Genomic DNA, 14,293 nt, shown 5'->3' with positions numbered 1-14,293 from the left:
GGGCACGCTATGATGTCGAGCCATTGATATTCTAAAACCCGGAGCCAAATCGCGGCTCCTTCCACTCTATCGAGCGGGCCAGGATGCCGGACCAGCCGGCATGCCATTCTTCAGTGTTCAGTGTCGGAAGCGGGCGCTTTTGCCGGATGCAATTTCTGCAACAGGCTGTCGAGCAAGGAAGCAGGCAACTCGGCACTGACCGGCAGATACCACCAGTTATCCGGCGCAAAGCCCCGACACTTGACCGCGTCTTTTTCGGTCATCAGCAACGGCCGTTCGCCGAAGCGGGCGAGCAGTTCATCCCGCTCAAACGCCTGATGATCCGCATAACCGACGCTCTGCTGCAGCTCATAACCAAGGCTGGTCAGGGTGGCGAAGAAACGGGGGGGATGGCCTATGCCGGCCAGGGCATCCACGCTGCGGGGCAAGGGCTCGCTGGCGGGCATGTCATCGCGCACCCGGCGCGGCGCATCGGCCACCAGCGCCATGGGGTACTCCCCTCGGGCTGGCGTGCCGCCGTTGCAGATGATGGCATCCACCCGCTTGAGCCGGGTCACGGGCTCGCGCAGCGGCCCCATGGGCAGCAGGCAGGCGTTGCCAAAACGACGCACGCCGTCCACCACCACCAGTTCGATGTCGCGGGCCAGCCCATAGTGCTGCAGACCGTCGTCTGTGATGATGATGTTCACCTCGCCACCTTGCTCCAGCAGACGCACCGCATCGGCCCGTTTCGGGGCGACCACCACGGGGCAGCCGCAGCGACGGGCGATGAGCACGGGCTCGTCACCCGCCTGCGCCGTGCCGCTATTGGCATCGAGCCGGTAGGGATAATGGGGCGCCTTGCCGCCATAGCCGCGGCTCACCACTCCGGGCCTGAACCCGCGGGCTTGCAGCTGTTCCACCAGCCAGACCACGACCGGGGTCTTGCCGTTGCCACCCACCGAGATATTGCCCACCACGATCACCGGCAGGCTGGCCCGATAGGCCCTGAACCAGCCGCGTCGATAGGCGACGCGACGGGCGCCGCTGATGATGGCAAACAGCAGGGAAAAGGGTGCCAGCAAACAGCGCCAGCGGCTTTGCCCATACCAGAGTTGCTGCAGCATTAGCCCTTGTTACCCGCAGCTACGTTGCCGAACTGGATGGCGCGCAACTGGGCATAGGTGCCCTGATTGGCCATCAAGGCTTCGTGGTTGCCGCGCTCGACGATATGACCCTCGTCGATCACCAGGATCTCGTCCGCCTTCTCTATGGTGGAGAGGCGGTGGGCGATCACCAGCGAGGTGCGCGCCTTGCACAGTTCGTCGATGGCAGCCTGGATGTGACGCTCGGACTCGGTATCGAGCGCCGAGGTCGCCTCATCCAGCAGCAACACGGGGGCATCGCGCAGCAGGGCGCGGGCGATGGCGATGCGCTGACGCTGACCACCGGACAGTGAAGCCCCGTTCTCGCCGACCACGGTATCGTACCCCTGGGTCATCTTGCTGACGAACTCGTCGGCATGGGCGATGCGGGCCGCCTGCTGGATCTCTTCCCGGCTGTATTTCTCTTCCGCCGCATAGGCGATGTTGCTGGCGACAGTGTCGTTGAACAGGTGCACGTGCTGGGAGACCAGGGCGTACTGCTTGCGCAGCTCGCTCAGGCGGTACTCGCGAATATTGACGCCATCCAGCAGGATCTCGCCCTGCTCCACGTCGTAGAAACGGGTCAGCAGGCTGGCGATGGTGCTCTTGCCGGAGCCGGAGCGCCCCACCAGGGCCACGGATTTACCCGCTTCCACCTTGAAGCTGACGTTGTGCAGCGCAGGGGTGTCCTTGGTCGGGTAGGTGAAGGTGACGTTGCGAAACTCGATCTCGCCACGGGCACGATCCAGGGTACGGGTACCGCTGTCCTCTTCCGGGGTGGAATCGAGCAGACCGAACAGGCTCTGACAGGCGGTGATGCCGCGCTGGAACTGGTTGTTGACGTCGGTCAGACTTTTGAGCGGCTTGAGCAGCATCATCATGGAGGTGACCATGACGGTGAAGGTACCGGCGGTCAGGGTCGCCTTGACCGAGTCTATGGTGGCCACGTAGAGGAACACAGCCAGGGCGACCGAGGCCACCATCTGCACTATGGGGCTGCCGATGGCATCGGCGGCGACCATCTTCATAGTCTGCTGGCGCATGTGGTTGCTGACGCGGAAGAAGCGTTTCTCTTCGACCTGCTGGCCACCGAACATCAGCACCTCTTTATGACCCTTGAGCATCTGCTCGGTCGAGGTAGTGATGTCGCCCACCGCCTGCTGGATGTGGCGGCTGATCTTGCGAAAACGACGGCTGATGAGGCCAATCAGTATGCCCACCACAGGGCCCACCACCAAGAAGATCACCGACAACTGCCAGGAGTGCCAGAACATCAGGCCGAGCAGACCGATCACTGTCGCCCCTTCTCGCACCAGCGAGACCAGAGTGGAGCTGGCGGCAGAGGAGACCTGACCGGCGTCATAGGTCACCTTGGCCAGCAGGTTGCCGGTGTTCTGGCGGTCGAAGAAGCTCATGGGCATGGCCATCAGGTGGCTGAACACCTGCTGTTGCAGCCGCATCACCACATGGTTGCCGACCCAGGCCATGCAATAGTTGGAGAGGAAGGTGGCGCAGCCACGCAGGGCAACGATGCCGAGTACGAAGAAAGGCATCCATTTCAGCACGCCGCTGTCATTGCCATTGAGGCCCTGATCGATCAGTGGCTTGATGGAGTAGACGAAGGTGGTATCCACGGCGGCATAGCCCAGCATCCCTATGATGCCGCCGACCAGACCCAGCTTGCGATCCCGGACATAACCGAGCAGACGCTTGAAGACGGGCCAGCTGTCTTGTGAGGTTTCTTGTTGCATGAATAGCCGTTAATAAGGGAAATGACGGGGTATTCTAGCCAAAGCTTGCGCATCCACCAAGCGCCGCCATCTTGATAGCCAGAGTCCGCACCGGAAATGACGGATTAATGCCCAAGCCAACGCCTGCGCATCCACCAAGCACCGCCATCTTGATAGCCAAAACCCGGCATTCGACAGAAGGAGATGATGGATTATTTCCTGGCCGGCTCCGGGCCAGCAGCCCCTCGCCACAGCGGATCCTGGCGGGAAATGGCAGAAGGCAAGCTGGGCCAGCCCGCAGGACGCCACCAGGCGCCGCCTCGGCGATACCAGGGGCCATGGTCGCGTTCGGCGCGGATGCCGAACCCGTCAGCCCGGGGTTCAATCAGGATGGCGCCATCCAGCCCGGTGACCCACTGGCTGGCCTGCCGATAGCGGGCCACCACCTCGGGACGAGGAAAGCCCCACTGATTAATAAATCCCGCACTGTGCACCACATACCGTGCATTCACAGCCGCGACGAAAGCCGGGGTGGACGAGGTGCGACTGCCATGATGAGGGCTCACCAGCAGGGTGCTGGCCAACTCGCCCCGATCCAGCGCCAGCAGGCGGCGTTCCGTCTCCTGCTCTATGTCCGCGCTGAGCAGAATGCGCCGGTTGCCGTCGCTTATCTGCAGCACGCAGCCGTCGTTGTTGTGGCCGCGCCCAGGTTGTTCGGGCCAGAGCACGGCAAAGTCGAGCCCCTGCCAGCGCCAGCGCTGGCCACGCCGGCACAGGGTGGTGAGCTTGCCAAACGCAAACGAGGAGAGCTCATGACGCACCGGCAGCGCCCGCAATATGGCCCGGCGATTGCCGGCGTGATCCCTGTCCTTGTGGCTGATGACGAGATAATCCAGCACCTGCACATCGAGCCGGTTGAGCAGTGGCAGGATGGCGGCATCCGCCATGTTGTAGCCGCCGGGATAACGATCGCCGGTATCGTAGAGGATGCCACGCTCCCCTCGGGTGATCAGCACGGACAAACCCTGTCCCACATCCAGCACCCTCACTTGCCAGCGCGTTGGCATAGGCCAGGCGGCAAGCAAGAGGGCCGCGACCACGGGTATACATAGCGGGCGAGCCCCCGGCACGTGCCAGGCGCACCAGAGCAGGGTCAGCACTGCGCTGACCGGCACCACCCAGCCCGGCACGGGCCACCAGAGCTGCCACTGGCTGGCCAGCTGCGTCAGCCCCCACAACACCCACTGCAACCCCAGATCCGCCAGCCAGAACAAACCGTGGGCCAGCCAGCCCCAGAGCGGCGCCAGCAGGACGCCGATCAGCGCCAGCGGAATGATCCCGATGCAAAACAGCGGCAACGCCAGCAGATTGAGCAGCAGCGCCAGCGGTGCTATGCCCTCGAACAAGGCCAGTTGCAGCGGCAGCAAGCCGAGCAGCAGCAAGCCCTGCAGCCGCACCAGACCGGGTTTGGCCTCAAGATAACCCGCCGCCAGCAGCAGGGCCACCGCCAGAAACGAGAGCCAGAAGCCGGCCGAGTAGAGGGCGAAGGGATCCCACAACACCAGCGCTACGAAGGCCCACAGCCAGATGCGATAAGCAGGCCACTCGCGCCGGCGCCAGCGCAGCAGGCTCCACACCAGCACCATGATGAGCGCCCGCTCTGTGGCCACCGCAAACCCTGCCAGCCAGCTGTAGACGGCGGCAAACAGCAGGGCGACCAGTATGGCCCCGCGCAGCCCGAACAACCGCCCGAGCCACCAGCCCAGCACGGCCACCAGCGCTATGTGCTGACCCGAGATGGCGATGATATGGGTCAGCCCGCTGCCGCGAAACAGCGTCCACTGCTCATCCGTGATGCCGCTCTGCTCGCCAAAGGTGAGTGCCGACAACAGGGGAGCATGGGTCAGCCCCTGCCAGCTGGCGGCAGCCTCATCCAGCCAGCGATCCCGCCAGCCCGGCGCGGCGGCCTGCGTCTTCATGATACGGCGCAGGTTGCCGGTGGCTGTGATGCCCTTGCCCAGCAACAGGCGCCGTCCATCCATGCCCGCCTCGTTGGCCAGCCCATGGGCCGGTTTGAGAGAGACCACCAGCGTCACCTGGCTGCCCGCCGGCAGAGCGGGCAGGGTCTGGTAGGCATTGATCCGCACCAGCGGCGCCGGGGTCAGCGCCTGACCATCGAGGGACGCCACCTGCAGCAGCAGCCGGACAAATTTATCGCCCTCGGGCTCTGCACTTTGCAAGCGTGCGGTTATGATGTGGCTCGCCTGTGCCTCCAGCTGATCCAGCCAGGCGAGCCGGTACTGCAGACTGGCCTGCATCCAGAGGATGCCGAGCAGCAGAAACAGCAGACGCCAGCAGCGACAACAGGCAAGGGGGAACGCGATCAGCAGCATCAGGCCCCCCCATTCCCATGAAGGTAACCATGGCCAGAGTAGCGAGGAGCTTGCCCCCAGGGCAAACGACAACAAGCGCAGATCCATGGTGCAAGTATTTAGCAAGGTTTCAATATGCCCAAACGACTCATAAAACGCTGGATGCCTGATCAAGAGAGACTCAAGGAACACAAGCACTTGCGGCTGTTCGGCAAGCTGCTGCTCGATGCCAATCTGTGGCATCTCAACCGGCGCTCCGCCGCCGGCGCGTTCGCGGTCGGCCTCTTCATGGCCTGGATCCCCCTCCCCTGCCAGATGCTGCTGGCGGCCGGTGGCGCCATCGCCTGTCGGGTCAATCTGCCCCTCTCGGTCGCCCTGGTCTGGCTCTCCAACCCCTTTACCATGCCGCCCCTGTTTTACGGCGCCTACCTGACCGGCTGCCAGCTGCTTGGGCAACCTTCCCAGCACATCGACATCGAGTTCACCTGGGCCTGGCTGGTGTCGGTATTCGAGACGCTGGCCCCGCCCCTGCTGCTGGGCTCCCTGGTGCTCGCCCTGCTGAGCTCGCTGATCGGCTATGCCCTGATCCGCACCTTCTGGCGCATCAGCACGGTACGCCAGTGGCAAAAGCGCAAGGAGGCGCGGGCATGCTGAGCCGCTGGTTTGCCCGTTTCAAGATAGATCCGGACACCTTGCGCCAACAGAAGTGGTTCGCCCTGTTTGGTGAACGCCTGCTGGCACCCGCACTCTGGCAGGGCGGAGCACGGGCCCTGAGCGGCGCCGTGGCAGCCGGCCTCTTCGCCTGCTGGATCCCGGTCCCCATGCATTCGCTGATCGCCGTCGCGCTGGCGCTGGCCTTCAGTCTCAACCTGCCGCTGGCCCTGCTGGCGGTCTGGTTCAACAACCCTGTGACGCTGCCCTTCATGTATCTCTATGCCTACCGCACCGGCTGTCTGGTGCTGCACAAGACGCCGGAGCCGTTTCATCTCACCTGGTCCCTGCACTGGCTGGAACAGGAGGCGGCAACCCTGGTACCGCCCTTCCTGCTCGGCAGCCTCTTGCTGGCGGTGCTGACCGCCGCCTGCGGCGGCCTCCTCACCCTGCTGCTGCTGCAACTGGCCAAGCTGGCGCGCGCACGCTGACCGGCTTCTTGTCAGGACAGCCCTTGTCCTGACAAGAGGGTGCCCCTCATATCCCCTCTCTTGCCATCATTTGGCTCTGCCGCCACACTCCTTGTAGCTAACTGCTGCGCGCCACCTGCCAGGACAAGGAGCCCACCATGACAGAACCGCTGACGCTGGCCTATGCCAATGGCCAACCCCTCTCCCTGCTGCCCGCCATGGCCAATCGCCACGGCCTCATCACGGGCGCCACAGGCACGGGTAAAACCGTCACCCTGCAGGTGCTGGCAGAGGGCTTCTCTCGCCTCGGGGTACCGGTTTTTCTGGCGGATGTGAAGGGGGACTTGAGTGGACTGGGCGCCGCCGGCACCCCATCCAGCAAGCTGGATGCCCGTCTGGCCCAGCTCGCCATGCCGGCTCCCGTCTTTGCCGCCAGTCCCGCCCTGTTCTGGGATCTGTTTGCCGAGCAGGGGCACCCGGTGCGGGCCACCGTCTCCGACATGGGCCCCCTGCTGCTGGCCCGGCTGCTCGGCCTCAACGACACCCAGAGCGGGGTGCTGGAGCTGGTGTTCAAGGTGGCGGACGATGAGGGCCTGCTGCTGCTCGACCTCAAAGATCTGCGCGCCATGGTGCAGTTTGCCGGGGAGAACGCCAAATCCCTGACCACCCGCTATGGCAATGTGTCGACCGCCTCCATCGGCGCCATATTGCGCAACCTGCTCACTCTGGAGAGCGCGGGGGGCGATCACTTCTTCGGCGAGCCCATGCTGGACATTCAGGATCTGTTGCAGACCGACGAAGCCGGTCACGGCCACATCAATGTGCTGGCGGCGAGCAAGCTGACCCAGTCCAGCCGGCTCTATGCCTGCTTCCTGCTCTGGCTGTTGTCTGAGCTGTTCGAACAACTGCCCGAGGTGGGCGACCCGGACAAGCCGGTACTGGTGTTCTTCTTCGACGAGGCTCATCTGTTGTTCAACGATGCCCCCAGGGCGCTGCTGGAGAAGATAGAGCTGGTGGTGCGCCTCATCCGCTCGAAAGGGGTCGGCGTCTACTTCGTGACCCAGAGCCCGGCCGATATTCCCGACAGCGTGCTGGGGCAGCTCGGCAACCGGGTGCAGCACGCGCTGCGCGCCTTCACCCCGAGCGATCAAAAAGCGGTACGGATCGCCGCCAACACACTGCGCGCCAACCCGGCCTTCGAGGCGGCCGGCGCCATTACCGAACTGGGGGTGGGCGAGGCCCTGGTCTCATTGCTCGATGAGAAGGGGCGCCCGAACGTGGTGGAGCGCGCCTTCATAGCAGCGCCCGCCAGCCGCATCGGGCCCTTGAGCGAGGCCGAGCGGCTGGCCCTGATCCGGGGCTCCCTGCTCTACGGCCGATATGAAAAGACCGAGGACCGGGATTCCGCCTTCGAGCGGCTCAATGGCAGCAAGGCTGCCGCCACAGCGGATGGCGAAACCAAGACCGACACCGAAGGCGGTCTGCTCGATGCCCTCAATGGCATCCTGTTTGGCCGCACAGGCCCGCGCGGTGGCCAGCACGACGGCGTGGTGCAGACCGCCGCCAGGAGCGTGGCTCGCACCATAGGCAGCGAGGTGGGGCGCCAGCTGGTACGCGGGGTACTCGGCTCCCTGCTGGGGGGCAACAAGCGACGCCGCTGAGGTGAAAACAGCAGGAACGAAAAAGCCCGCCGGGTCTCCCCGGCGGGCTTTTTACTGCTCAGGCAACATCACCTACGCAAACACTCAGCCATCACGGCTGAAGCATCACAGCACCTTGGCGATGGCGTCATACAGAGGATCAATGCTATCTGACGCGGGTGATGTCAAGTGCAGCCTGTTCGCCTCTGTTACAGCACCTTGGCGATGGCGTCGCACAGGGGATCTATGTTGGCGCGGGTGATCCCGGCCACGCTGATCCGGCCTGAACCGACGATGTAGATGGCAAACTCGCTCTTGAGGCGCTCAACCTGATCCTTGGAGAGACCGGAGAAGGAGAACATGCCGTTCTGTTCGCGGATGAAGCTGAAGTCCTGGCTCACACCGAGGGCAGACAACTTCTCCACCAGCAGCTCGCGCATCTCGCGAATGCGCACCCGCATGGCCGCCACCTCTTCCACCCACTCGGCATAAAGGGCCGGGTCACTGACGATGGTGGTCACCACGGCTGCGCCGTGTGACGGCGGGTTGGAGTAGTTGGCTCGGATGACGGTCTTGACCTGGGTGAAGGCCACGTCGGCGATCGCCTTGGTCGCGCTGACCAGGGTGAAGGCGCCGACCCGTTCGTTGTAGAGGCCGAAGTTCTTGGAAAAAGAGCTCGCCACCAGCAGCTCGTCGTGGCACTCGGCGAAGATGCGCAGACCTTCGGCATCCTCTTCGATACCACGGGCAAAACCCTGATAGGCAAAGTCAAACAGCGGCAGCCAGCCGGCGGCGGCACTCTGTTTGGCCAGGGCGCGCCACTGCTCGGTCGTCGGATCGATACCGGTCGGGTTGTGGCAGCAGCCGTGCAGCAACACCAGCTCACCGGCCTGTACGTCACTGAGCGACGCCTGCATGGCGGCAAAGTCGAGCCCCTTGGTGGCGGCGTCGTAGTACTTGTACCACTTGACGGTCAGGCCCGCAGCCTGGAACACGCTGACGTGGTTGGCCCAGGTGGGATCGGAAATCCAGATGGTCTTGGCCAGCCCGTTGCGCACCACGAACTCGGCGGCGATGCGCAGGGCACCCGTACCACCCGGCGCCTGGGCTGTCTTGGCACGGCCGCTGGCGATCAAGGCGGAGGCCTGTCCGAACAGCAGTTGCTGCACTATGCGGCCGTATTCGATATTGCCTTCGATACCGAGGTAATTCTTGGTCTTCTCGTCGGTGAGCAGCTTCTGCTCGGCTTTCTTGACGCAGTGAAGGATAGGGGTGGCACCGGTCTCATCCTTGTAGATCCCGACCCCCAGATTGATCTTGTGGCTGCGAGAGTCAGCGCGGAAGGCTTCGGTCAGGCCCAGGATCGGATCCGCTGGGGCGGCAACAACCTTTTCAAACATGGTATTCCCTGTATTCCGTTGAGTTCGTTGGGTGGCAAAGCGTGTCGGCAAACCGTCTGTGACACACGAAAGCGCCCGTTTGGCGAGCGCTTCGTCAACTCTTTATATCATCGCGCTCAATGGGGGAAAACCGCTTTCTCAACGACATCTGCGGCAATATCAACCGACCGCATGCCACTCTGGCGCCAGCGCGCACACCTCGGCGGACAAGCCACCATTGGACTCAACCAAACCGCTACAAACTGCTAACAATGGTTTGGGGATCCGACTCGTCTCCCAGGGACGGCCATCACCCAACGGCTGGGCATAGGCCGACACTATGGGAGAGAGGGCGGTTGGCAGCCACCAGCTGGCCGGACGGCCCAGTCGCTGAGCCAGCGCCAGTGTCCGATCCACACCGGCGGGATCGAGTGAGATGAGGTGGCTCCACTGTACATTGGGCGGCAGAGCGGCCACGACCTGTTGCAAGGCGACTTGCGCCGTCGTGGGCGCCCATACCAGCAGGGAGCCGGCACAGAGCGCCAGCTCGGCAAAGGCACCGACGCTGTCGGTGGTGATCACCCGCTCGATATTCCCCTCTCCCCACAGGATCTTGCCAAGCCCGGCCAGGGTACGCTCAGGCAAGGCAAGCTCCCCCAGTGCCTGCAACCAGGGGGCCGCATCGAGCAGGGTGCCGCCGCTGAAAAACAGGCTGAAGGGTTGCGGCGCACGCAAGCGCAGCAGCTGATCGGCGCAGAGCCGAATGCCCTTGTCCTCGAAATCGATCTGCTCGTTGGGGCTGAAGGTCGCCTCCGGTTTGCGATAGAGCGCCGCCAGTACTCGCTCATTGACTCGCTCACCAAGCTGCCAGCCATGGGCCTGCAGCCACTCCTCGGGGGTTGGCGGCGCAGTGGCAATTTCGGCCAGCGTCAACTCGCGGGTCAGATAGCGCCGCCCGGCAGGGGTCAGTTCATAGCTGTGATTGCCAAGGGCGAGCAGCAACTGGTTGTCCTTGAGCAGGCCTACCAGCGGCAGATACTGGCGAGCCCGGATCACCAGGGGGGAGTGATCCAGTAGCTGGCGGGCCAGTTCCCGCCATTGCGGGTGACTGAAGTCAATCAAGCGTCGTCCTTCCCTGTTTGTCGAGCGTCCTTCAACGAGTCAAATAATCTAGCGATTCAGCGGCCGGGAGCCAAGGACAAAAAAGAGACAACGTGAGCTGGCGCAGGTCAAAGAGGCCAAGGGGAAGTAATTAACGCAGGTGAAAGCGGGCAATAAAATGACAGACGACAGATAAAACAAAACGGCCAAGCAAGCTTGGCCGTTTACCAACTAAATCAGCGCAGAGGCTGGATTAGAAGTTGTATTGCAGGGCGACAGTCCACTCGTCGTCCTTGTCATCGATATTCTGGATTTTGTACTCGGTATAGGCTTTCAGCTTGGAAGTGAAGCTGTACTGAACACCCAGCAGGGTTTCGTCCAGAGTGTCTTTGTAGGAAGTGCCACTCAGGTTGGAGTTCTGCTTAGCTTCGGTGAAGTTGTAGCCAGCCAGGAAGGTCCAGGCATCAACGTTGTAGGAAGCAGCCAGTTCGTAACCGCGACCCTTGTCCTTACGGCCAGATGTGTCGTTCTTCACGTCACCCTGGGTGTACATACCGGCAAAGTAGAAACCGTTGATGGCATAGTGTGCACCCAGTGCCCACTCGGACTTCTCACCGCTCGCGTCTGTGGTTTTGCCTTCCAGGTCGGAGTAAGCGTAACCAGCGTTCAGGCCCAGACCGAAGTCGAAGTCATAACCGGCAGCAGCGGCGTAAGCATTTTTACGCTTAACATCAGTAAATACGGCTTCTTTGATAGAGCCACCAACGTCAGTGACTTTTACAGCCTGGTCATCGTTGGTTTGATAGGACAGCTTGCCTTTGAAACCACCATAGGTGTTGGAGTAGATGACCTGGCCTTCTTGACGACCGTCGTAGAAGTTACCTACGTCACCCCATTCGTTGAAGATATCGGTCGGTTCCAGCACATCGTAGAAGGCGGTATCGGTCTGACCGAAGATGATTTTGCCGTACTGGGAACCATCGAAGCCAACATAGACGTGACGAGCTTGGAATTTGCCACCGGAATCTTCAACGGTGCCAATCTTGTTACCATTAGCATCAAGAACATCGCGAACTTTGTTGTCGCTATTTTCAGCAGAAACTTGCCACTCGGTCTTGGCGATACCGGACCAGGTGTTGTTCAGCGCAATTTTACCGGACCAGCCCAGACGGGAGGCACCGACAAGCTCACCATCGGTGTCATCGTGCTCACCGTAGTAGTTAGCCTGAACACGGCCGTATACGTCAAAAGTGGTACCGTCTTTGTCATAGATCACTGCAGCGTTAGCGGCGGATGCAAACAGAGCCGGGATAGCAATAGCCAGAATTGTCTTTTTCATAGTTTCCAATGCCTACTGTAATTAAACACTAAGTTGTTGTTATTCCCTGTGTTAGCGATGTTCTTTGCATCACTATGGGGCCCGAGACTAGCACCGGGTTTTCCAATCCGCAATGAAAAAACTTGGAACTTTTTACGAAAAGCATAGTCATAGCGGAAAATTTGTGACCTGAATCCCACATTGTTTGCACCTCTTGGGAAAACGTTTACAGCGATAATGGCTGGCTTTAGCGGCCCATGCTGGTGATTTATCGCACAGTAACGAGGGCCCGCCTTATAAATAGAAGAAGAGGTCTGATCTGTGCGTTGCACCATGCCTCGACCCGGGTTGGCAGTTACGGGTATCCTGTCCTTCTCCACCCCCCGCAACGGTCTTTTCTTTCATGCTGTCTACCCGCCTCAAAGCCGCCATTCGCAATACCTATCGCCAAATCGCCGATGGTTTACCCGGTTTTGTGCCGCGCAAAGAGCAGAATTTTCTGGTGGCGGAGATAGCCAAGACCCTGACCGGAGAGTATGACAAGCAGCGTCGCATCTTGGTGGCCGAAGCCGGCACCGGCATCGGCAAATCCCTCTCCTATGCCCAGGGCGCCATCCCGGTGGCACGCCTGACCCAGAAGAAGCTGGTAATCTCCACCGCTACCGTCGCGTTGCAGGAGCAGCTGATCCACAAGGACCTGCCCTTTTATCACCGTCACAGTGAGCTGCCGTTTCGTTTCATGCTGGTCAAGGGGCGCCAGCGCTACTGCTGCGAACACCTGCTTGAACAAGCGGCAAGCGGCACCGAGATGGCCAACTTCGAGCTCGATTTCGGTAGCTTAAGCAAGCACAAGCCGTCAGATTCTGACAAGGAGCGCTATCAGGCGCTGTGGCAGGCTTATACGGACGGAAAATGGGATGGCGACCGGGACAACTGGCCCAAGCCCATCCCGGACCTGTGCTGGGATCGCATCGCCGCCGACCGCCACACCTGCAACAAGGCGCTGAGCCATCATCAGCACTGTCCCTTCCACCGCGCCCGCAACGACATGGATGCCGCCGACGTGCTGGTGGTGAACCATGCCCTGCTGCTCTCCGATCTCACCATGGGCGGAGGCATCATATTGCCGCCCCCCGACGAGTGCCTCTATGTGCTGGACGAGGCCCATCACCTGCCCACCATAGCCCGGGATCACGGCGCCGCCTCGGCCAGCGTCAAGGGCTCCCGTCGCTGGCTGGAGAAGCTGGTACAGAGTGCTGGCAAGCTGGCCAGGACGCTGAACAAGGACAGCTTGCTCGACCCCCAGTTGAAGCTGCAGGATGCGCTGGCTTCCCTGCAACCGGATCTCAAGGCACTGGAGCAGTGGCTCGGCGCCAACGACCGGCTGTTCAATGGCGAGGCACACTATCGATTCACCGAAGGTGTGCTGCCAGATCCCCTGCCCATGCTGGCGGAAAACCTGAAGGAGGCGAGCAAGAAGGCGCTGCGGGCACTGGATCGAATGCAGGGCGCCATCGGCGAGGCGCTCAAAGATGGCGAGATCCGGCGCAAGGAGGCCGAGCCCCTGCTGGCGGAAACCGGTTTTCACCTGCAGCGGCTGGAGAGTTTCTGCGCCCTGTGGGAGATGCTGGGGCGCCATGTGCCCGAGGGCAAGACACCGCTCGCCCGCTGGATGGCCAAGAGCGACGACGGCGACATCTGGTTGCACGCCTCCCCCATCGAAGTGGGGTATCTGCTGGAGGAGTGGCTCTGGTCCCGCTGTCTGGGCGCCGTGCTGGTGTCGGCCACCCTCACGGCTCTCTCTTCATTCAGCTATTTTCGCCATCAGGTAGGGCTGAAAGAGCACGACGGCACCCGTTATCTGCGTCTGAGATCCCCGTTTGATTACCAGAAAGCCGAGCTCTATCTGCCCAGGATGGAACATGAACCCAGCTCCCCCGCCTTCACCCAGGAACTCATCAGCGCCCTGCCCCGCCTGCTGGCCGGCAAGGAGGCAAGCCTGGTGCTCTTCTCCTCCTACCGGCAGATGAACGAGGTGGCGGTGGGGCTGCGAGCCAAGGGGCTCTCCTTGCTGGTACAGGGAGAAGCCTCCCGCAATGCCCTGCTCACCCTGCACAAGCAAAAGTGCGACGGCGGCCAGGCCAGCATACTGTTTGGCACCGGCAGCTTCTCGGAGGGGCTGGACCTGCCCGGCCACTACCTCACCAACCTGGTGATCACCAAGCTGCCCTTTGCGGTACCCAACTCGCCGGTGGAAGAAGCCACCGCCGAGTGGGTCGAGAAACGGGGCGGCAACCCCTTCCTGCAGCTGACGGTGCCGGAAGCCTCCCGCAAGCTGATTCAGGCCTGCGGCCGCCTCATTCGCAAGGAGGCGGACAGGGGCCGGGTCACCATACTCGACCGACGCCTGCTGACCAAGCGCTACGGCAAGGGGCTACTCGATGCGCTGCCACCGTTCAGCCGCCGGATTGAATAGGGTCCTGACACCCGGTGGGAGCAGGGCCGACT

At 62.1% G+C, this 14,293-nt stretch carries 10 protein-coding genes; 4 read left to right on the top strand and 6 right to left on the bottom strand.

Annotation, left to right across the window (positions count from 1 at the left end):
- Positions 1 to 110: 110 nt before the first annotated feature.
- The 3 genes from lpxK to ACM3N8_RS10695 all read right to left on the bottom strand — a co-directional run bounded on the left by lpxK (position 111) and on the right by ACM3N8_RS10695 (position 5,334).
- A complete protein-coding gene (gene lpxK / locus ACM3N8_RS10705) occupies positions 111 to 1,106 on the bottom strand; it encodes a tetraacyldisaccharide 4'-kinase (RefSeq protein WP_416016069.1) in 996 nt (331 codons plus the stop codon).
- Positions 1,106 to 2,875 (bottom strand): lipid A ABC transporter ATP-binding protein/permease MsbA, encoded by a 1,770-nt coding sequence (gene msbA / locus ACM3N8_RS10700; protein ID WP_274453894.1) that lies wholly within the window; start codon positions 2,873 to 2,875, stop codon positions 1,106 to 1,108. The genes lpxK and msbA overlap by 1 nt, the downstream gene beginning before the upstream one ends.
- Positions 2,876 to 3,066: 191 nt before the next feature.
- Positions 3,067 to 5,334: a DNA internalization-related competence protein ComEC/Rec2 gene (locus tag ACM3N8_RS10695; RefSeq protein ID WP_416016068.1), complete on the bottom strand. Its 2,268-nt coding sequence runs from the start codon at positions 5,332 to 5,334 to the stop codon at positions 3,067 to 3,069.
- A 27-nt stretch (positions 5,335 to 5,361) separates the two neighbouring features.
- Between ACM3N8_RS10695 and ACM3N8_RS10690 the strand changes: the two genes are divergently transcribed.
- The 3 genes from ACM3N8_RS10690 to ACM3N8_RS10680 all read left to right on the top strand — a co-directional run bounded on the left by ACM3N8_RS10690 (position 5,362) and on the right by ACM3N8_RS10680 (position 8,008).
- Complete coding sequence (locus ACM3N8_RS10690; RefSeq protein ID WP_043137408.1) at positions 5,362 to 5,880, top strand: DUF2062 domain-containing protein; 519 nt, start codon at positions 5,362 to 5,364, stop codon at positions 5,878 to 5,880.
- The gene (locus ACM3N8_RS10685; RefSeq protein WP_098983574.1) at positions 5,874 to 6,368 is read left to right on the top strand and encodes a DUF2062 domain-containing protein; all 495 of its coding nucleotides are present in this window, start codon (positions 5,874 to 5,876) and stop codon (positions 6,366 to 6,368) included. Before ACM3N8_RS10690 ends, ACM3N8_RS10685 begins: the two co-directional genes overlap by 7 nt.
- Positions 6,369 to 6,505: 137 nt before the next feature.
- Positions 6,506 to 8,008: a helicase HerA-like domain-containing protein gene (locus ACM3N8_RS10680; RefSeq protein WP_416016067.1), complete on the top strand. Its 1,503-nt coding sequence runs from the start codon at positions 6,506 to 6,508 to the stop codon at positions 8,006 to 8,008.
- Positions 8,009 to 8,196: 188 nt separating this feature from the next.
- On the opposite strand, the gene ACM3N8_RS10675 is transcribed toward ACM3N8_RS10680, so the two are convergent.
- From ACM3N8_RS10675 to ACM3N8_RS10665, 3 genes are all read right to left on the bottom strand, one after another.
- Positions 8,197 to 9,387, bottom strand: coding sequence for an amino acid aminotransferase (locus ACM3N8_RS10675; RefSeq protein WP_290064866.1), 1,191 nt, complete (start codon positions 9,385 to 9,387; stop codon positions 8,197 to 8,199).
- Positions 9,388 to 9,546: 159 nt separating this feature from the next.
- On the bottom strand, positions 9,547 to 10,488 hold the full coding sequence (locus ACM3N8_RS10670; RefSeq protein WP_290064868.1) for a hypothetical protein: 942 nt from the start codon (positions 10,486 to 10,488) through the stop codon (positions 9,547 to 9,549).
- A 232-nt stretch (positions 10,489 to 10,720) separates the two neighbouring features.
- The gene (locus tag ACM3N8_RS10665) at positions 10,721 to 11,806 is read right to left on the bottom strand and encodes a porin (RefSeq protein ID WP_290064870.1); all 1,086 of its coding nucleotides are present in this window, start codon (positions 11,804 to 11,806) and stop codon (positions 10,721 to 10,723) included.
- A gap of 382 nt (positions 11,807 to 12,188) precedes the next feature.
- Here ACM3N8_RS10665 and dinG point away from each other — a divergent pair, with 382 nt between their 5' ends.
- Positions 12,189 to 14,261, top strand: a complete 2,073-nt coding sequence (dinG, locus tag ACM3N8_RS10660; protein WP_043137422.1) for an ATP-dependent DNA helicase DinG — start codon at positions 12,189 to 12,191, stop codon at positions 14,259 to 14,261.
- The last annotated feature ends 32 nt before the right edge of the window (positions 14,262 to 14,293 follow it).

Source organism: Aeromonas sp. A04, assembly GCF_047780465.1.
GTDB classification, from domain to species: domain Bacteria; phylum Pseudomonadota; class Gammaproteobacteria; order Enterobacterales; family Aeromonadaceae; genus Aeromonas; species Aeromonas bestiarum.
Note: the sequence above shows the minus strand (reverse complement) of the source record. Positions and strands in the feature narration are given on the sequence as shown.

Bases quoted from the DNA above. Each gene is read 5' to 3' on its own strand.
- ACM3N8_RS10675 (WP_290064866.1), bottom strand. From the start codon at position 9,387: ATGTTTGAAAAGGTTGTTGCCGCCCCAGCGGATCCGATCCTGGGCCTG.
- ACM3N8_RS10695 (WP_416016068.1), bottom strand. From the start codon at position 5,334: ATGGATCTGCGCTTGTTGTCGTTTGCCCTGGGGGCAAGCTCCTCGCTA.
- ACM3N8_RS10690 (WP_043137408.1), top strand. From the start codon at position 5,362: ATGCCCAAACGACTCATAAAACGCTGGATGCCTGATCAAGAGAGACTC.
- dinG (WP_043137422.1), top strand. From the start codon at position 12,189: ATGCTGTCTACCCGCCTCAAAGCCGCCATTCGCAATACCTATCGCCAA.
- ACM3N8_RS10665 (WP_290064870.1), bottom strand. From the start codon at position 11,806: ATGAAAAAGACAATTCTGGCTATTGCTATCCCGGCTCTGTTTGCATCC.
- ACM3N8_RS10685 (WP_098983574.1), top strand. From the start codon at position 5,874: ATGCTGAGCCGCTGGTTTGCCCGTTTCAAGATAGATCCGGACACCTTG.
- ACM3N8_RS10680 (WP_416016067.1), top strand. From the start codon at position 6,506: ATGACAGAACCGCTGACGCTGGCCTATGCCAATGGCCAACCCCTCTCC.
- lpxK (WP_416016069.1), bottom strand. From the start codon at position 1,106: ATGCTGCAGCAACTCTGGTATGGGCAAAGCCGCTGGCGCTGTTTGCTG.
- msbA (WP_274453894.1), bottom strand. From the start codon at position 2,875: ATGCAACAAGAAACCTCACAAGACAGCTGGCCCGTCTTCAAGCGTCTG.